This is a genomic window from Candidatus Planktophila sp., from assembly GCF_036734405.1.
In the GTDB taxonomy this organism is placed as follows: Bacteria; Actinomycetota; Actinomycetes; order Nanopelagicales; family Nanopelagicaceae; genus Planktophila.
The window spans coordinates 326,427-344,099 of the sequence record NZ_DAIMYR010000001.1; the positions used below are offsets into that span (position 1 = coordinate 326,427).

Annotated in this window: 18 protein-coding genes; 16 read left to right on the forward strand and 2 right to left on the reverse strand. The window is 45.6% G+C overall.

All coding sequences use genetic code 11. From position 1 onward, the window contains the following. Positions 1-3: 3 nt before the first annotated feature. Positions 4-420: a hypothetical protein gene (locus tag AC9UC2_RS01615; RefSeq protein WP_509524482.1), complete on the reverse strand. Its 417-nt coding sequence runs from the start codon at positions 418-420 to the stop codon at positions 4-6. 141 nt (positions 421-561) lie between these two features. Between AC9UC2_RS01615 and AC9UC2_RS01620 the strand changes: the two genes are divergently transcribed. Then, complete coding sequence (locus AC9UC2_RS01620; RefSeq protein WP_509524485.1) at positions 562-1,398, forward strand: heme o synthase; 837 nt, start codon at positions 562-564, stop codon at positions 1,396-1,398. On the opposite strand, the gene metZ is transcribed toward AC9UC2_RS01620, so the two are convergent. Then, positions 1,387-2,613: an O-succinylhomoserine sulfhydrylase gene (gene metZ / locus AC9UC2_RS01625; RefSeq protein ID WP_509524488.1), complete on the reverse strand. Its 1,227-nt coding sequence runs from the start codon at positions 2,611-2,613 to the stop codon at positions 1,387-1,389. The genes AC9UC2_RS01620 and metZ overlap by 12 nt on opposite strands. Before the next feature lie 25 nt (positions 2,614-2,638). Between metZ and AC9UC2_RS01630 the strand changes: the two genes are divergently transcribed. The 15 genes from AC9UC2_RS01630 to AC9UC2_RS01700 all read left to right on the forward strand — a co-directional run bounded on the left by AC9UC2_RS01630 (position 2,639) and on the right by AC9UC2_RS01700 (position 17,614). After that, entirely contained in the window at positions 2,639-3,544 is a 906-nt protein-coding gene (locus tag AC9UC2_RS01630; RefSeq protein ID WP_509524491.1) for an ABC transporter ATP-binding protein, read from the forward strand. After that, on the forward strand, positions 3,544-4,335 hold the full coding sequence (locus AC9UC2_RS01635; RefSeq protein ID WP_509524494.1) for a DUF2705 family protein: 792 nt from the start codon (positions 3,544-3,546) through the stop codon (positions 4,333-4,335). Before AC9UC2_RS01630 ends, AC9UC2_RS01635 begins: the two co-directional genes overlap by 1 nt. Positions 4,336-4,411: 76 nt before the next feature. Further along, a complete protein-coding gene (locus tag AC9UC2_RS01640) occupies positions 4,412-5,614 on the forward strand; it encodes a C40 family peptidase (RefSeq protein ID WP_509524497.1) in 1,203 nt (400 codons plus the stop codon). A gap of 20 nt (positions 5,615-5,634) precedes the next feature. Then, positions 5,635-6,597, forward strand: a complete 963-nt coding sequence (tilS, locus tag AC9UC2_RS01645) for a tRNA lysidine(34) synthetase TilS (protein WP_509524501.1) — start codon at positions 5,635-5,637, stop codon at positions 6,595-6,597. A gap of 8 nt (positions 6,598-6,605) precedes the next feature. Beyond that, complete coding sequence (hpt, locus tag AC9UC2_RS01650; RefSeq protein ID WP_509524504.1) at positions 6,606-7,157, forward strand: hypoxanthine phosphoribosyltransferase; 552 nt, start codon at positions 6,606-6,608, stop codon at positions 7,155-7,157. 18 nt (positions 7,158-7,175) lie between these two features. Then, a complete protein-coding gene (gene ftsH / locus AC9UC2_RS01655) occupies positions 7,176-9,230 on the forward strand; it encodes an ATP-dependent zinc metalloprotease FtsH (protein ID WP_509524506.1) in 2,055 nt (684 codons plus the stop codon). After that, the gene (folE, locus tag AC9UC2_RS01660; RefSeq protein WP_509524509.1) at positions 9,217-9,819 is read left to right on the forward strand and encodes a GTP cyclohydrolase I FolE; all 603 of its coding nucleotides are present in this window, start codon (positions 9,217-9,219) and stop codon (positions 9,817-9,819) included. Before ftsH ends, folE begins: the two co-directional genes overlap by 14 nt. Positions 9,820-9,823: 4 nt before the next feature. Continuing rightward, a complete protein-coding gene (folP, locus tag AC9UC2_RS01665) occupies positions 9,824-10,579 on the forward strand; it encodes a dihydropteroate synthase (RefSeq protein WP_509524512.1) in 756 nt (251 codons plus the stop codon). After that, positions 10,576-10,938 (forward strand): dihydroneopterin aldolase, encoded by a 363-nt coding sequence (gene folB / locus AC9UC2_RS01670; protein ID WP_509524515.1) that lies wholly within the window; start codon positions 10,576-10,578, stop codon positions 10,936-10,938. The genes folP and folB overlap by 4 nt, the downstream gene beginning before the upstream one ends. After that, positions 10,935-11,384: a 2-amino-4-hydroxy-6-hydroxymethyldihydropteridine diphosphokinase gene (folK, locus tag AC9UC2_RS01675; RefSeq protein WP_509524518.1), complete on the forward strand. Its 450-nt coding sequence runs from the start codon at positions 10,935-10,937 to the stop codon at positions 11,382-11,384. The genes folB and folK overlap by 4 nt, the downstream gene beginning before the upstream one ends. Positions 11,385-11,437: 53 nt before the next feature. Beyond that, positions 11,438-12,190 (forward strand): pantoate--beta-alanine ligase, encoded by a 753-nt coding sequence (panC, locus tag AC9UC2_RS01680; RefSeq protein ID WP_509524520.1) that lies wholly within the window; start codon positions 11,438-11,440, stop codon positions 12,188-12,190. A 2-nt stretch (positions 12,191-12,192) separates the two neighbouring features. Further along, complete coding sequence (locus AC9UC2_RS01685) at positions 12,193-12,957, forward strand: type III pantothenate kinase (RefSeq protein ID WP_509524523.1); 765 nt, start codon at positions 12,193-12,195, stop codon at positions 12,955-12,957. 20 nt (positions 12,958-12,977) lie between these two features. Continuing rightward, complete coding sequence (gene lysS / locus AC9UC2_RS01690) at positions 12,978-14,483, forward strand: lysine--tRNA ligase (protein ID WP_509524525.1); 1,506 nt, start codon at positions 12,978-12,980, stop codon at positions 14,481-14,483. Between the two features lie 2 nt (positions 14,484-14,485). Beyond that, positions 14,486-14,977, forward strand: coding sequence for an amino-acid N-acetyltransferase (locus AC9UC2_RS01695; RefSeq protein WP_509524527.1), 492 nt, complete (start codon positions 14,486-14,488; stop codon positions 14,975-14,977). A gap of 135 nt (positions 14,978-15,112) precedes the next feature. Next, positions 15,113-17,614 (forward strand): ATP-dependent Clp protease ATP-binding subunit, encoded by a 2,502-nt coding sequence (locus tag AC9UC2_RS01700; protein WP_509524530.1) that lies wholly within the window; start codon positions 15,113-15,115, stop codon positions 17,612-17,614. Positions 17,615-17,673: the final 59 nt, after the last annotated feature.

Consider the following 17,673-nt stretch of genomic DNA (forward strand, 5'->3'; position numbering starts at 1 on the left):
TAGTTAGTGGTCATCGTCCTCATCGTCATCGTCATCGTCCTCATCGTCCTCGTCGTCATCATCGTCATCTCCGCCACCAGTTGGCAACTGTGCAATCGATGGATTTGCCAACTTGTTCGTGGCTGCGACGCCTGCGACAACCACTACAGCTGTAGTAGTTGGATCTGCGACCACTGACTTAACTGCAGAAACTGTTTGTGTAGTTGGATTACTTTCAACTGAAGAGGACAGAGCTGAAGAAGCTACAACAGCAGAGGTAGGCGTCTCACTCTGGGTTTGGGCGACCACTACGCCAGCTCCAAGAATCAGCGCAGCAACCATCACAGCGCTTACTGGTAGTGACTTTGATACTTTGCGAAGCTCTGGCTTCTCATCTGCATCAGTAATCTCAAACCATTCGGGCTTGTTGTTCTGAGTCATAGTTCTACCTTTTCTTCTTCGTCTGCGACCTTCGTTGAGAGCAAGGTAACTATTTCCCCTGTGAGAGGTCTGGGAGGCGTACTTCCAAAGGCTGAGTAATCTTGGCGCGTGAGCAGCGCTATGCGGGGATACCTGGATCTAATGAAGTTAAGAGTGGTAGAACTCTTACTCGTTTCAACTTTACCGGCGATGGTTTTAGCTGCCAAAGGTTTACCGAGTTTTGGATTAGCTCTGGCAACAATTTTTGCAGGAACTCTTGCCGCTGGAAGTGCCAATGCTTTCAATATGGTTATTGAAAGTGATCTTGATAAGTTGATGGCACGAACTTCAAAGCGACCGGTTGTTACTGGGCAGATTTCAAAAAAGAACGCAACTGTTTTTGCAACACTTATTGGAGTTCTTTCACTTGCCCTCTTCTGGATTTTCACAACACCACTAGCAACTCTTTTAGCCTTAATCGCAATTGTTTTTTATGTCGTTGTATACACAATGTCTCTGAAGCAACGAACAGCGCAAAATATTGTTTGGGGTGGAGCCGCAGGCTGTATGCCAGTACTTATTGGTTGGGCAGCGGTTACTAATTCATTATCAGTCACAGCTTGGGCTTTCTTCTTTGTCATTTTCTTTTGGACTCCACCGCATTTCTGGGCACTAGCAATTAAGTACAAAGATGATTACGCGGCCGCTGGAACACCGATGCTTCCTGTTGTTGCAACAAAGGGTCGAGTTCTGAAGGAAATGTGGTTCCACACAACATTGATGATTGCATCATCGGTGTGGTTGATTCTTGCCGCTGAATTACCAATGTGGTCACTTACAGTAACTGTTGCACTTGGCCTTGTATTTGCGCGTCAACTAATTGCACTCAAAGAGGGTTCACCAGAATACACAAAAGTAGCTGGCAAGATTTTCCAATGGTCAATTACTTATTTAAGCTTGCTATCTGTTTTGCTGGTTGTTGCTCAGCTACTTAGCTAAAGCTTGCTGCAAATCCTTAATCAAGTCGCTGGAATGTTCTAAGCCAACCGATAAACGCAATACCGATGGGGTAATGCCCATTTCAGCTTGAACTTCGGGCGCTAAACGACGATGTGTTGTCGAAGATGGATGAGTGATTAGTGATTTGCTGTCGCCTAAATTGTTGGAAATATCAATGACGCACAGCTTATTCATGAAGGCAAAAACTTCTTCTTGAGAAGCCTTGAATTCAATACCAATCGTTGATCCGCCGCCATTACTCATTTGCTTCATGGCTAATTCATGACCTGGGTGAGACTTCAATCCTGGGTAACGTACAGATTTGATTGCAGGTTGCTTTTCCAAGAATTCCGCAACTGCTTGTGCATTTGAAACCATACTTTCAACGCGCATATGCATAGTCTCAAGAGACTTAACCAATACCCAAGCATTAAATGGGCTTAGTGCAGGACCTGTATGACGCACGAAAGGTAAGAGTTTTTCTTGAATATATGAAGCCGAACCTAACAAGGCACCGGCAAGCACTCGGCCTTGTCCATCGATGTGCTTTGTTGCTGAATACATAACCACATCTGCGCCAAGTGCTAAAGGCTTCTGCAAAACCGGTGATGCCATTACGTTGTCAACAATTACTGTCGCACCAACCTTGTGTGCAAGATCGCTCACCATTTTGATGTCAACAATCTCTAACAAAGGGTTACTTGGCGTTTCGATAAACACAGCCTTGGTGGTTTTGCTTAAAGCTTTTGCCCACACAGCCGGATCATTCCCCTTTACTAATTCAAAGGTCACGCCCCACTTAGGCAAGAATTCGGTAATAACAACATGGCAAGAAGAAAACATTGCAGCTGATGCAACGATGTGGTCGCCTTGTTCTACTAGGCATGCAAGAGATGCAAACATCGCCGACATTCCAGAACCAGTTGCTACGCACATTTCAGCACCTTCAATTGCGGCTAAACGTTTTTCAAACATCGCAATCGTTGGGTTATGGAAACGGCTATATAGATAGTGATCAGTCTCTTCAGCAAAAGAATCAAAAGCCTCTTCGGCCGATGTGTAAGTAAAGCCACTATTTAGAAATAAAGCCTCAGATGTCTCACCAAAACCTGTACGAGCAAGACCAGCACGGACTGAATGTGTTTGCGGATGTAATTCCCAGTCGGGTCCCAGAGTTTCTGGGCGAGGCTGATAACCCCAAGGTCGTTTACTCATGGCTTAATTGTGGCAGAGTAAGACCATGACTAATACTGCTATTTCAGTCTCAGATCTTTCGAAAAAGTATGAAGATCGCTTAGCCGTCTCTCATATCAACTTCGAAGTACCGCTCGGCACCGTATGTGGCTTTGTTGGACCCAATGGTTCTGGCAAAACAACCACAATGCGCATGCTTCTTGGCTTGATTACCCCAACAACGGGGCAAGGACACATCCTTGGCGAACCAATAGAACATCCCGAAAAGTACTTAAGCCGAGTTGGCGCGATGATTGAAGGACCCGCTTTTTATCCAGCTCTATCAGGTCACGAAAATTTAATGGTGCTGGCACGTCTTGGTGGATTCCCTGTCGAACGAGTTCAAACTCTTTTAGAAAAAGTTGGACTTGGGGAACGCGGAAAATCAAAGTACAAAACTTATTCATTAGGTATGAAGCAACGTCTGGGTATTGCTGCGGCTCTATTGCCTGAACCTAAGTTACTTATGCTGGATGAACCTACAAATGGTTTAGACCCCGAAGGTATTCAAGAAGTTCGTGCTTTGCTACGTGATCTGGCAAACGATGGAACCACGGTGTTTGTTTCTTCACACTTGCTTTCCGAACTTGAAATTATTAGCGATTACATTGTGATGCTTCGCAAGGGCGAAGTTGTGTTTGCCGGTCCAATTGGTGAATTAATGGCTCAGCAGCAACCAACAATCATCGCAAGATCACTCAAGAAATCTGACCTAGCGCGCATTGTTAAAATCGCAAAGGATGCAGGGCATCATGCCGTAATTCGGGATGATTCAGTGCATGTGTTAGCCGATATGAAGTGGGCCCCAGTGCTAAATGAAGCAGCATTTGATGCAGGAATAGTTTTGGCCCAACTTGCACCACAACTGCCAAATCTTGAAGAAACATTTTTTGAAATGACGGGGGACAAGTAATGCTTAATGTAGTCAGAGCTGAACTGCGCAAGCTTCGCCGTCCCACATTGTTTCTGGGCACCATGGGTGCGGTCGTATTTTTTAGTGGACTTTTTTCCGCTTTGCTATATCTATTGATTGATTCACCACAAGGAAATGCTGACCGTGGACGGGTCATCAGTCGTGAAGTATTAGCTTTAGCAAGCGGCGGAGTTCAAGGTTTTGCAAATGTCGGTGGCTTCTTAGGAATTATTGCCTTGTGCGTTTTCGCCGCTCAGACTGCCCAGGAATACACATATGGAACACTTCGCAATTTGTTGGTACGTCAACCAAGCCGAATGAAAATTTTGGCCGGTAAGTTGATATCAATGGTTATCTTTGCGTTAGCGATGATCACCATATCTGCAATTGTCAGTATTGGAATTTCGACGATTTTGGCACCGACCATTGATGTGTCAACGGAAATGTGGTTTTCAAGTGCGGGTATTGAGTTCATTTACACAACTTTTGTAAATGTAGTTATCTCGGTGGTTGGCTACGGAATCATTGGGATGGTTCTAGGGCTGCTTCTGCGCTCTCCCATTAGTGCCATTTCATTCGGAGTTCTTTGGTTATTAATTGTTGAGACCTTGCTGATAGCGGTGAAGAATTCTCTGCAATCTTGGATGCCTGGTTATCAATTAAGCACGATCGCTTCAGGTGGAAGTGCTGATGTCACCTATACACATGCACTTACTGTTGGTGGGCTTTATGTGGGGGTAGGAGCGATCATCGCCTCAATACTCTTTGTCCGTCGTGATGTAGCTAATTAAGGACACTCACACTTAAAAACACGGTTTTCCAAGGTTGGGCATTTATTCTTGAACCCTTCCCTTCCGAAAGGTAATTGTGAAAAAGAGCTTTAGGGCGATTTCCCTTGCTGTAATTCTGGGGCTGGCGATTTCGTCAGTACCGGCATTTGCAGCCCCTAAACCAACCGTGGCTGAAATTGAAGCTGCAAAGAAAGTTGAAGCAGCAAGGAAAAAAGCTGCAGATGCACAGGCAAAGAAATTAGCAGCCGCCAACCAAAGTTTAAGAACACTAACCGCGAAGGCAAATGCAGCGACTGCGTTGTATCGAAAAGCGCAAGCGGAGTTAGCGGTTGCGACTACTGCAGCAAACATTGCGGCAAAACATGCAGCCGAAACCGCGGCAGCAGTTTCCGAAGCACATAAAACAATTGGAAAACTTGCAGCTAACGCTTACATAATGGGTGGCAGCCTTACGGACGTTCAATCACTATTAAGTGCAAATGGTCCACAGGATTTAATTGATCAACTTTCAACCCTTGGAACACTCGGTTCGCAAAATTCTGTAGCACTTGATCGATTCAAGGTCGCAGAAGAAGAAGCGCGCAAGGCTAAGAAGATTGCCGATGATGCAAAGGCTGTGCAGCAAGTTGCAACTGAAAAAGTTGCATCAGCGAAAGAAGTTGCTGATGATGCAAAAGCAGAGCAAGCAAAAGAAGTAGCAAAGCTGCAAAAAGTTCAAGATGAATTAATGCGCCAATTAATGAGTGCACGTAAAGTAAGAACAACGCTCGAACAACAAAGACAGCTCGCCTTACTTGAAGAAAGCCAAGCAAGCACTGCAACGCAGACACCGGGGCAAAAAAGTGTGTGGCCAGATCGCGGATTTAAAGGTAGATCTACAATTAGAACTACCCAAGCACAGCGAGACAAGGCGGTTGCATTTGCTAAGACTCAGGTTCTTGCACGTAAGCCGTACATCTGGGGTTCAGAGGGACCTAATTCATTTGACTGTTCTGGACTTGTTTATGCTGCATATCGTGCAGCTGGCTTAGGTTGGCCTAACTGGGATCGACTCAATTCAGCGCTTTATTCAGGCTACACAATGCATGTTTCGCTTAAGGAACTAGTCCCAGGGGACTTACTTTTCTACTCGTACAAGGGAGATATTTCAACCATTCACCACATCACGATTTACGCCGGAAACGGAATGATGTGGGAGGCTAATTCAAAGGGTAAGGGATTGCTGTATTCAAATATGTACAGCATCAAGGGCTTGATGCCATTTGGTGGCCGCGTCTAAATCAGCACTACGCTTAGGCTATGACTACAGCGGTCCCAGCAGTTCGAAATGCTGTGCGCACCTGGCTTGAAAATTACGAAGCCGGCGACACCATTCTTGTTGCAGTTTCTGGCGGTGCAGATTCTTTAGCACTAGCCCATGCTTTATCAATTGAATCAAAAGAGTATGTAATTTCCGTTATTGGGGTGACGATTGATCATCAACTACAAGAACAATCTGGTGCTCAAGCTGAAAAAGTAAAGTTGCAATTAAAGGAATTTGGCCTGGACTGCATCATTAAGAAAGTTACAGTTGATATTAAAGATGGCCTGGAAGCGTCTGCTCGTACAGCTCGATATGAAGCGTTACAAGAGGTTGCTAAGGAAAAAAATGCGGTTGCGGTATTTCTAGGACATACACGAGATGATCAAGCGGAAACTGTTTTACTTGGGTTAGCTCGTGGATCCGGAACACGTTCACTTTCCGGAATGGCACATCACAACGGTCTCTATGTTCGACCGCTACTTGAAATTACCCGAATTCAGAATGAACTGTATTGCGAAGAGTTAAAGTTGCAGTACTGGAATGACCCACACAATCAGAATCCAGAATTCTCAAGAGTTCGAGTTCGAAACGATGCGTTGCCAGCTCTGGAAAAAAGTATTGGTCCGGGAATTGCAGAAGCATTAGCGCGCAGCGCACATCTTTTACGTGATGATGCTGATGCGCTAGATCATTGGGCTAAGCGCGAAGAGATTCATTTAGATCTGGCGGATTTGGATTGCTCCCATTTGGAAGCATTACCTCGCGCCATCCGGACCCGAATTATTCGAGCGGCGATCTATGCCTCCGGTGCCCCTGCCGGCATGGTCACTTTGGAGCATGTGAGCGCGGTAGAGGCCCTAATTTCTGCCTGGAGCGGCCAAGGTGCGCTCAATTTGCCGGGCGGTGTGAAGGTTGAGCGGATTTCGGGCAGACTTTCGCTCTTACAGCACCGACCTTAGGGAGAACCGTGGACTTAGAAGCAGTCAAGGGCGATATTGAACGCGTAGTCGTAACCGAAGCACAGTTGCAAGCACGACTAAAAGAGCTTGCAGCTCAGGTCGAAAAAGATTACGAGGGCAAAGATTTGCTTCTTGTCGGAGTTCTTAAGGGCGCAGTAATGGCGGTTGCGGATTTTTCACGCGCATTACAACGCCATATCGATATGGATTGGATGGCGGTTTCTTCATACGGGTCCGGAACAAAGTCCAGCGGAGTTGTTCGAATCCTGAAAGATCTTGATCGCGATATCACTGGGCGAAATGTTTTGATTATCGAAGACATCGTTGATTCAGGTTTAACTCTTTCCTGGCTTAAGGCGAACCTGGAATCCCGCGGAGTTGGATCAGTGGAGATTCTTTCAATTCTACGAAAGCCAGAAGCTGCAAAGGTTGAAGTTGATGTGAAATATGTTGGCTTTGATATTCCAAAGGATTTTGTAATTGGTTACGGACTTGATTTTGATGAAAAGTATCGCAACCTTCCCTTTATCGCTGTGCTTGCTAAGCACATGTACGAATAGTTTCTGGAGTCCCCATAGATGTCACAAGTTCAAAAGCCGAAGAAGCAAGTTAAGAAGAGTTTTTCAGGTAAGCAACCTGCAAAAAAGGCGCCAACAAAAAGTCAAAAACTTTTCCGAGGGCCACTTTTCTGGATTGTTGCCGCAATCTTTGCTGTGACTGTTTTTGGGCAGATATCTTCTGCGGGCAATAGCTACACAAAGATTGAAACTTCACAAGCTTTGGATGCAATTTCAAAGGCTCAGGTTCAATCCGCAGAGCTTGTTGATAGAGATCAAAAGATTCGCTTGATACTCAACCCTGGCACAACAATTAAGGGCTCATCAAAGGTTGAAGCTTTTTATGTTGCCCGACAAGAACCAACAATTGTCGATGCTTTAACTGGTAATCCGCCTCCAAAGGGTTGGAATGTAAAGGTTCCTTCTCAATCAATTCTTGTTTCTTTCCTATTTTCCATAGTTCCATTCCTATTAATTGGCCTCTTGTTCTTCTGGTTCATGAGCCAAGCACAAGGTGGCAATAAAGTTTTCCAATTTGGAAAGTCACGTGCCAAACTTCAAGATCCTGACGTACCTAAGACAACTTTCAAAGATGTAGCAGGCGCAGATGAAGCTCTTGCAGAGCTGGATGAAATTAAAGATTTCTTAGCTAAGCCAGAAAAGTACGCACCGCTTGGCGCAAAGATTCCTAAGGGAGTTTTGTTGTTTGGCCCTCCGGGAACCGGAAAAACTCTGCTTGCTCGTGCGGTAGCTGGCGAAGCCGGAGTTCCTTTCTATTCAATTTCTGGATCTGATTTCGTGGAAATGTTTGTTGGTGTTGGTGCAGCACGCGTGCGCGATCTTTTCAATCAAGCTAAAGAGAATGCTCCTGCAATTGTTTTCATCGACGAAATTGATGCTGTTGGTCGCCAACGTGGTGCCGGTATGGGTGGCGGTCACGATGAGCGCGAGCAAACCCTTAACCAACTTCTTGTTGAGATGGATGGCTTTGAAGAGAATTCAAAGGTTATTTTGATTGCTGCTACAAATCGTCCGGATGTTTTGGATCCTGCATTGCTACGACCAGGTCGTTTTGATCGTCAGATTGCAGTTGATCGTCCAGACCTAAAGGGACGCGAAGCTATCTTGCAAGTCCACGCAAAGGGCAAACCACTAAGTGATGAAGTAAAGCTAGTTGATTACGCACGTCGTACCCCTGGTTTTACGGGCGCAGACCTGGCAAATGTTCTCAACGAGGCTGCACTTCTTTCGGCCAGAACTGACAAGGCAACAATTGGAAATATCGAATTAGATGAAGCAATCGATCGCGTGATGGCTGGACCACAACGTAAATCTCGCTTGATGAATGATGATGAACGTCGCGTTACCGCTTACCACGAAGCTGGTCATGCACTAGTTGCACATGCTTTGCCACACACTGATCCAGTTCACAAAGTAACGATCATGCCTCGTGGACGCGCACTTGGTTACACAATGGTTCTACCTGATGAAGATAAGTATTCAACCACTCGCAATCAATTGCTTGATCAATTGGCGTATTCGCTTGGTGGTCGCGCGGCTGAAGAGTTAATTTTCCATGACCCATCAACGGGTGCATCAAATGATATTGAAAAAGCAACTGCGCTTGCTCGTGCAATGGTTACCCAATATGGAATGACAGAATCAATTGGCGCTATCAAACTTGGGGGTGGTTCTACTGAACCATTCTTAGGCCGAGATTATGGTCATCAACGCGATTACAGTGAAAACATTGCAGCAGTGGTAGATCGTGAGATTCGCACCTTGATCGAAAACGCACACCAAGAAGCTTTTGATATTTTGGTTGCCAATCGCAAGATTCTCGATGAAATGGTTATTCAACTTCTTGAAAAAGAAACTCTCAATAAAGAAGAGATTGCTCAGATATTTAAGAAGGTAAAGTTAGTTACGAAGCGTCCAGCTTGGACAGGTTCAGCAAATCGCATTCCTTCAGAACAACCACCGGTTGATATTCCTGAACGCCTAGTTGTAGAGCCGCCGGTAGAGGAAAAGAAGAAGCCGACCCGACGCAAGAAGGCCGCAAGTGACGGTAAATAAAGTCACCGTAACCGATGGCCGCGCTTCTGGTCCTTATGACCAGGAACGCGCGGAAAAGGCGGTCCGTGAACTGCTTTTTGCACTTGGAGAAGATCCAGATCGCGAAGGCTTAAAGGAAACTCCTGCACGAGTTGCTCGCGCAATGAAGGAAAACTTTGAAGGTCTGTGGCAATCACCCGAAGATGTTTTAACGACAACTTTTGACATCGGACATGAAGAACTAGTGATTGTTCGTGACATTGAAGTATTTTCACATTGCGAACACCACTTAACGCCTTTCCATGGTGTTGCACATATTGGCTACATTCCTCGTGGAAAGATCACCGGATTATCAAAGCTAGCGCGTTTGGTTGATTTGTATGCAAAGCGTCCACAGGTGCAGGAACGTTTAACAACTCAAATTGCAGATGCTATGGTCAATATTCTTGATCCACTTGGAGTAATTGTAATTATTGATTGTGAACACTTGTGTATGTCGATGCGTGGGGTCAAGAAATCACATGCGCGCACAACTACATCTGCAGTTCGTGGAGCCCTAACAAATCCTGCTACACGAGCAGAAGCAATTTCCCTAATCACTAAGAGCTAATCACATGTTAGTGATGGGCATTTTGAATGTAACGCCAGATTCATTTGCCGACGGTGGAAGACATAATGAATTTGATACCGCGGTTGAACGTGGCTTAGAAATGATCGCAGAAGGCGTCGACATCATTGACATAGGTGGCGAATCAACTCGACCAGGTGCTGAACGAGTAAGCGAAGAAGAGGAATTGAAAAGAACAATTCCAGTAATTGCTGAATTAGCTAAACATGGCGTCACAATAAGTATTGACACAATGCGAGCAAGCACAGCTGAGGCTGCAGTTAATGCCGGTGCATCGATAATCAATGATGTCAGTGGGGGATTAGCCGATTCGCAGATGTTACAAACTGCGGCACGGTTACAGGTTCCTTACATTGCTATGCATTGGCGTGGGCAGTCAAAAGATATGAATTCCAAGGCTATTTACACTGATGTAGTCAATGATGTGATCGCTGAGCTAAATGAGCGCATCGAAGCCGCATTAGATGCAGGAATTGATAAAGATAATTTGATCATTGACCCAGGTATAGGTTTTGCAAAAGATGCCGAACATAACTGGGCGATTATTGATTCAATTGAACGCTTTGTGGCGATGGGTTATCCAGTCCTTGTTGGCGCATCCCGCAAAAGATTTTTAGGCGGGGATTCACCCGATGAAAGAGAAGCAGCCACGATCGAACTTACTAAACGCCTTGGCACAACTGGTGTTTGGGCGGTTAGAGTTCACAGCGTGAAACCACATAAGGAGGTGCTTAGTTCATGAAGGATCAGATTGTTTTGACCGGAATTCATGGTTTTGGGTACCACGGCGTCTTTGATCACGAAAGAAAAGATGGACAGGATTTTTTCGTGGATTTAACTCTAAGTGTTGATCTAACGCTGCCTTCTAATTCAGATGCCATTGAAGACACCGTCAACTATGCAGAGATTACTGATTTAGTAGTTGAAGAAATTACTAGCAATCCGGTAAATCTGATTGAGAAACTAGGTGGACGAATTGCAGAGCGAGTTCTAAATCAACACCTTAAGGTGCAGGCGGTAACTGTGACAGTTCATAAGCCACAAGCACCTGTTGCAGCGCAATTAAAAGATATCGCAGTGGTTGTAACTCGAAGTCGATGAAAGCTGTAATTGCATTAGGTGCCAATATTGGCAACCCGAAAGAGAATCTAGATTTAGCTATTGCGCTATTGCGCGAAGCAACTGATGTTAAGGAAGTTTCTACTTACTTTTCAACCGCGCCAATAGGTGGGCCAGAACAACCTGATTACTTAAACGCAGTGTGCATAATTGATAGTGATTTGCCAGCTATGGATTTACTTTCCTTGCTCCACGGAATCGAAAAGAGTTTGGGTCGTGAACGAATCGTGCATTGGGGTCCGCGGACGATAGACCTAGACCTGATTCAATATGGCGGACTTTTGAGCAAAGCAGATGAATTACAACTGCCGCACCCTCGTGCGCACCAACGCCGCTTTGTTTTGGAGCCTTGGTTTGAAATTGAGCCTGATGCAATCTTGCTTACACATGGGCCAATCAAGGAACTTTTGGAGCAATTGCCCGCTTAGCGGTAAACTTTGGAACATCTCGCCCGGTACCTGGAAGGACTGGAGCAACTGTTATGACTGTATTAGTGCCGACTATGGGTGCCTTGCATAAAGGCCACCAAGCGTTGATTAAACGTGCGCGCACATTGGATAAAGATGTGATTGTGAGTATTTTTGTTAATCCACTGCAGTTTGAAAACAAAGAAGACCTCGAAAAGTATCCAAGAACTCCGCAACGAGATATTGAAATCGCAACAATTGCTGGAGCTAACGAAGTTTGGTTTCCCGAATACGAAGATCTGTACCCAGAAGGTTTCACAACCTTGAGCTCTGGTGAACTAGGAAATAAATTTGAAGGCGCTTCTCGACCTGGTCACTTTGATGGCGTAGTAACCGTTGTTGATCGACTATTTGCAATCGCTAAGCCCGATAAAGCAGTTTTTGGTGAAAAAGATTTTCAGCAATTAACAATTATTAAAGCAATGAAGAGCAAGGTAGAAATTGTGGCCGTGCCAACAGTTCGTGAATTTGATGGCTTAGCCCTGTCTTCGCGCAATGTTCGTTTAAGTGAATCTGGACGAGTTGCAGCGCTGGTTATTCACCGTGCACTGGCTGCCGCAAAGCTTGCTCCAACTGTAGAAATTGCCCAAGAGGTGCTTAATTCGACTTTAATGACCGAGCCAGCTTTTGAAAAAGATTACGCAACGATTATTGATGAGAAGGATTTTTCAATCGCACATGACGGCACCGAAAACCGCAGAGCGATTATTGCAGGCTGGGTTGAAGGAGTTCGTTTAATAGACAATATGCCAATGGTGGGGAGATAACGATGTTACTAACTGTTGATGTCGGAAACACAAATACAGTACTTGGAATCTTTGATGACAAGGAAATGATTAGATCGTGGCGTGTAAAGACGGATCCCCGAAGTACCGCCGATGAATTGTGGCTGCAGTTTCGAGCTTTAGTAGATGACTACAACTTAACCGGACTAGCTGTTTGTTCTACGGTCCCAGCAACTTTGCGCGAGCTGCGGACAATGATTGCCGATTATTTTTCTGATGTTCGCGTAACAATTGTTGAACCTGGGATCAAAACGGGAGTTCCTCTACTAGTTGACAATCCAAAGGAAATTGGTGCTGATCGAATTGTGAACACGTTGGCAGCCCACACATTGTTTGGTGGACCTGCAATTGTTGTAGATTTTGGAACATCAACTAACCTTGATGTGGTTTCACCAAAGGGTGAATTCCTTGGTGGGGCGCTTGCACCCGGAATTGAAATTTCAGTAGATGCACTGGCATCACGCGCAGCTCAGCTTCGTAAAGTTGAACTGATTAAACCTAAAAATGTAATTGGTAAAAACACTGTTGAAGCGCTTCAATCTGGAACCATCTATGGTTTTGCTGGCCAGGTTGATGGCTTAGTGGATCGAATTACAGCCGAACTTCTAGAGTCTTATTCTGAAAAGCCAACTGTGATTGCTACCGGCGGATTGGCCCCACTAATAATTGGCGTTTCAGAAACAATCGACCATCATGAGCCAGATTTGACGCTCATTGGCCTTCGATTAATTCACGAACGAAATGCCTAACTCGGTAGACTTCGCGTCCTATGAGTACAGAGAATTTACCCACTGAAGAGGATCTGCCTGAGCAGCTCCGAATTCGACGTGAAAAGCGTGCATCGTTACTAGAGCGCAACGTCGAGCCATATCCAGTATCTGTGCCTCGCACCAAATCATTAAAAGAGATCCGTGAGAAATACCTTGGTTTAGAAATCGATGTCGCAACAGGTGATGTTGAATCGCTAACAGGTCGAATTATTTTTAAGCGCGATACGGGCAAGCTGTGCTTTGCAACTTTGCGCGAAGGTGATGGAACCGAACTTCAGGCGATGTTGTCACTAGATAAAGTTGGACAAGAGACCCTTGATTCATGGAAGTCAGATATTGATTTAGGTGACATCGTTTCAATTACTGGTGAAATCATCACATCAAAGCGCGGCGAACTTTCCATTTTGGCAACATCATGGACCTTGGCTTCAAAATCTTTACGTCCACTACCAAATGATCACAAGCCAATGTCTGAAGAGACACGCGTTCGTATGCGTTATGTAGATTTAATTGTTCGCCCCGAAGCGCGCAGCAATGCACGTTTGCGTCCTGCGGTGATGAAATCTCTGCGCGATACTTTCGATAAAGCAAACTTTATTGAAGTTGAAACCCCAATGCTTCAGGTGATGCATGGTGGAGCCGCGGCACGTCCGTTCAAATCTTTCTCCAATGCATATGACATGGATCTATACCTACGAATTGCGCCAGAACTATTCTTAAAGCGGTGCGTAGTTGGTGGAATTGAGCGCGTTTTCGAAATCAACCGTAACTTCCGCAATGAAGGTGCTGACTCATCTCACTCTCCAGAGTTTGCAATGATTGAAAGTTATATGGCCTACGGGGATTGGATGTCGATCGCTGATCTAACTCGCACCCTTGTTCAAAATGCTGCAATGGCAGTTGCTGGTTCTCATATTGTGACCCATCACGATGGTCGTCAATCGGATCTGGGCGGGCAGTGGAAACAAATCTCTTTATATGACGCCATTTCTAACAGTGTTGGCCAAAGCGTCACAGCCCTTACCCCGTATGCAGAATTGAAGACGATCGCTGAAAAGCTAGGGATGAAAATTGATCCAAAGTGGATCACAGGAAAGCTGGCAGAAGAGATTTTTGAGCATGTAGCTCGTCACGAATTAGTTGAGCCAACATTTGTCATGGGATTCCCAGTCGATACATCTCCACTTGTTCGTGCACATCGTGCACTTCCAGGAGTTGCTGAAAAGTGGGATCTATATATTGATGGATTTGAATTAGCAACAGGTTATTCAGAACTTATTGATCCAGTTGTACAACGTGATCGCTTAGTTGAACAAGCAACTTTGGGATCTAAGGGCGATCTAGAAGCGATGCAAGTTGATGAAGATTTCTTACGTGCAATGGAGTTTGCAATGCCCCCAACTGGTGGCATGGGAATGGGTGTTGATCGTTTGCTGATGGCACTAACAGGCCTTGGTATTCGGGAAACTATTTTGTTCCCACTTGTTAAACCTGAAATTGATTAACAATGCAGATTCGTCCAGCTCGCACTAGTGACATTAAAGGTATTCGCCAATTAATTGATTCATATGCACCACAAGGCCGATTGCTTTCCAAAGAGACAGTTACTTTGTACGAAAGCGTTCAGGAATTCACCGTTGCAGTCGAAGGCGATGAAGTTGTTGGCTGCGGAGCACTGCACGTATTGTGGGAAGACTTAGCTGAAGTTCGCACCGTTGCAGTTGCAGAAAGCTTGCGTGGCAAAGGTGTGGGTCATCAAATTTTGGATTCGATCATTGAGCGCGCCCAAGTGATCGGCGTTAAGAGAATTTTCTGCTTAACTTTTGAAACAAAGTTTTTTGGAAGCCATGGCTTTGAAGTAATTGAAGGAACACCAGTTGAACCCGAGATTTATAAGGAGCTCCTGCGCTCCTACGATGCCGGTGTGGCCGAATTCTTAGATCTCGAGTCGGTAAAGCCCAACACCCTGGGAAATACCCGAATGCTTAAGAAGCTCTAGAGCCCCAGATTTAGTCCATTTTCGGGCATAACCCCGCCACATTTGGGGTTATAGAAGACAGCAGCAATCCGCCTCGCGGGCCTGCCCATGCAGGTATTAGGCTTAACGAAAGAACGATCCAAAGGAGCACCGCCCATGTTTGAGCGCTTTACAGACCGAGCCCGTCGCGTTGTCGTGCTGGCCCAAGAAGAAGCACGCATGCTCAACCACAACTACATCGGCACCGAGCACATTCTTCTGGGTTTGATCCACGAAGGTGAAGGCGTTGCTGCAAAAGGTCTAGAAGCACTGGGCATTTCACTTGAAGGCGTCCGCGCTCAAGTTGAAGAAATTATCGGTCAAGGTCAGCAGGCTCCAAGTGGTCACATTCCATTTACTCCGCGCGCAAAGAAGGTCCTTGAACTTTCACTTCGCGAAGCGTTGCAGTTAGGACACAACTACATTGGAACCGAACACATCCTTCTTGGATTAATTCGTGAAGGTGAAGGCGTTGCTGCACAGGTTCTTGTAAAGCTTGGTGCAGATCTCAATCGTGTTCGTCAACAAGTTATTCAACTTCTTTCTGGTTACCAAGGAAAAGAAGCCGTACAAACAGGTGGGCCAGCCGAAGGAACACCATCTACATCATTAGTACTTGATCAATTTGGGCGTAACCTGACACAAGCAGCACGTGAAGGAAAGCTAGATCCTGTTATTGGTCGCGAAAATGAAATTGAACGCGTGATGCAGGTTCTTTCACGTCGCACAAAGAACAACCCAGTTCTAATCGGAGAACCGGGTGTTGGTAAGACTGCAGTTGTCGAAGGTCTTGCACAAGCGATTTATAAGAATGATGTTCCAGAAACTTTGAAGGATAAGCAGTTGTACTCACTAGATTTGGGCGCACTTGTTGCAGGTAGCCGTTACCGCGGCGATTTCGAAGAGCGCTTAAAGAAGGTGCTAAAGGAAATCAAAACTCGTGGTGACATCATTCTTTTCATCGATGAAATTCATACACTTGTAGGTGCAGGTGCAGCAGAAGGTGCAATTGATGCAGCTAGCATTCTGAAGCCAATGCTTGCACGTGGCGAACTACAGACAATTGGTGCAACAACACTTGATGAATATCGTAAGCACGTTGAAAAAGATGCAGCGCTAGAGCGTCGCTTCCAACCAATTCAGGTGAAAGAGCCATCAGTTGCTCACACCATTGAAATCTTGAAGGGTCTTCGCGATCGCTACGAAACTCATCACCGAGTATCAATTACAGATGGTGCACTCGCAGCGGCAGCAAACATGGCTGATCGCTATGTTTCAGATCGTTTCTTGCCAGATAAGGCAATTGACCTAATTGATGAAGCAGGATCACGCCTTCGCATTAAGCGCATGACTGCGCCAGCAGAGCTTCGCGAATTCGATGACAAAATCGCAAGTGCTCGTAAGGAAAAAGAGTCTGCGATCGATGGTCAAGATTTTGAATTAGCAGCAACACTTCGCGATAAGGAAAAGAATTTAATCGCAGAAAAGGTTGAAGCTGAAAAGAATTGGAAGGCTACAGATCTAGATAAGGTCACTGAAGTTGATGAAGAACTCATCGCGCAGGTGCTTTCTCTGTCAACTGGAATTCCAGTGTTCAAACTGACAGAAGAAGAGACTGCACGTCTGCTTCGCATGGAAGATGAACTTCACAACCGTGTTATCGGACAGGATCAAGCGATCAAGGCGTTGTCACAAGCAATCCGTCGTACTCGGGCAGGCCTAAAGGATCCACGTCGTCCTGGTGGATCATTTATCTTCGCTGGTCCTTCCGGTGTTGGTAAGACCGAACTTTCTCGCACACTTGCTTCATTCTTGTTTGGTGATCAAGATGCGTTGATTCAACTTGATATGTCTGAATACTCAGAGCGTCACACCGCTTCACGTTTGTTCGGTGCACCTCCAGGGTATGTTGGATATGACGAAGGTGGACAGCTAACTGAAAAGGTTCGCCGTCGTCCATTCTCAGTTGTTCTCTTCGATGAAATCGAAAAGGCACACCCGGATATCTTCAACTCACTGTTACAGGTACTTGAAGAAGGTCACCTAACAGATTCACAAGGCCGACGCGTAGATTTCAAGAACACTGTCATCATCATGACAACAAACCTTGGTACTCGTGACATCTCTAAGTCACTTGGACTTGGCTTTGCAAATAGCGATGATGATTTAACCAATTACGAGCGTATGAAGGCCAAGGTTGGCGACGAACTTAAGTCACACTTCCGTCCGGAATTCCTCAACCGTATCGATGACATCATCGTCTTCCACCAGTTAACTAAGCCACAGATCATTCAGATCGTTGATTTGATGCTTAAGAATCTGGATGATCGTTTGCACGCCAAGGACATGGGCATTGAGCTCACTCCGGCTGCGAAGGATCTCCTTGCAGAGCGTGGTTACGATCCGTTGCTAGGTGCGCGTCCGTTGCGTCGCGTAATTCAGCGCGAGATCGAAGACGGATTGTCAGAGCGCATTCTGTTTGGTGAACTAAAGCCAGGCGAGATCATCGTTGTAGATGTTGAAGGAGAAGGCGCTGAAGCAGCCTTTACTTTCAAGGGAGCACCAAAGGCAACTTTGCCTGATACTCCTGAAGATCTTGCAGAAGCACCAACTGCTTAAGTTTGAGCACAAAGGCCCCGTTTAGTTATTCACTAAGCGGGGTTTTTGCTTTACCTTTG

Excerpts from the sequence above, each read along its gene's own strand:
- AC9UC2_RS01615 (WP_509524482.1), bottom strand. The coding sequence starts at position 420 with ATGACTCAGAACAACAAGCCCGAATGGTTTGAGATTACTGATGCAGAT.
- AC9UC2_RS01620 (WP_509524485.1), top strand. The coding sequence starts at position 562 with ATGAAGTTAAGAGTGGTAGAACTCTTACTCGTTTCAACTTTACCGGCG.
- metZ (WP_509524488.1), bottom strand. The coding sequence starts at position 2,613 with ATGAGTAAACGACCTTGGGGTTATCAGCCTCGCCCAGAAACTCTGGGA.
- AC9UC2_RS01630 (WP_509524491.1), top strand. The coding sequence starts at position 2,639 with ATGACTAATACTGCTATTTCAGTCTCAGATCTTTCGAAAAAGTATGAA.
- AC9UC2_RS01635 (WP_509524494.1), top strand. The coding sequence starts at position 3,544 with ATGCTTAATGTAGTCAGAGCTGAACTGCGCAAGCTTCGCCGTCCCACA.
- tilS (WP_509524501.1), top strand. The coding sequence starts at position 5,635 with ATGACTACAGCGGTCCCAGCAGTTCGAAATGCTGTGCGCACCTGGCTT.
- ftsH (WP_509524506.1), top strand. The coding sequence starts at position 7,176 with ATGTCACAAGTTCAAAAGCCGAAGAAGCAAGTTAAGAAGAGTTTTTCA.
- folP (WP_509524512.1), top strand. The coding sequence starts at position 9,824 with ATGTTAGTGATGGGCATTTTGAATGTAACGCCAGATTCATTTGCCGAC.
- folB (WP_509524515.1), top strand. The coding sequence starts at position 10,576 with ATGAAGGATCAGATTGTTTTGACCGGAATTCATGGTTTTGGGTACCAC.
- folK (WP_509524518.1), top strand. The coding sequence starts at position 10,935 with ATGAAAGCTGTAATTGCATTAGGTGCCAATATTGGCAACCCGAAAGAG.
- panC (WP_509524520.1), top strand. The coding sequence starts at position 11,438 with ATGACTGTATTAGTGCCGACTATGGGTGCCTTGCATAAAGGCCACCAA.
- AC9UC2_RS01685 (WP_509524523.1), top strand. The coding sequence starts at position 12,193 with ATGTTACTAACTGTTGATGTCGGAAACACAAATACAGTACTTGGAATC.
- lysS (WP_509524525.1), top strand. The coding sequence starts at position 12,978 with ATGAGTACAGAGAATTTACCCACTGAAGAGGATCTGCCTGAGCAGCTC.
- AC9UC2_RS01695 (WP_509524527.1), top strand. The coding sequence starts at position 14,486 with ATGCAGATTCGTCCAGCTCGCACTAGTGACATTAAAGGTATTCGCCAA.
- AC9UC2_RS01700 (WP_509524530.1), top strand. The coding sequence starts at position 15,113 with ATGTTTGAGCGCTTTACAGACCGAGCCCGTCGCGTTGTCGTGCTGGCC.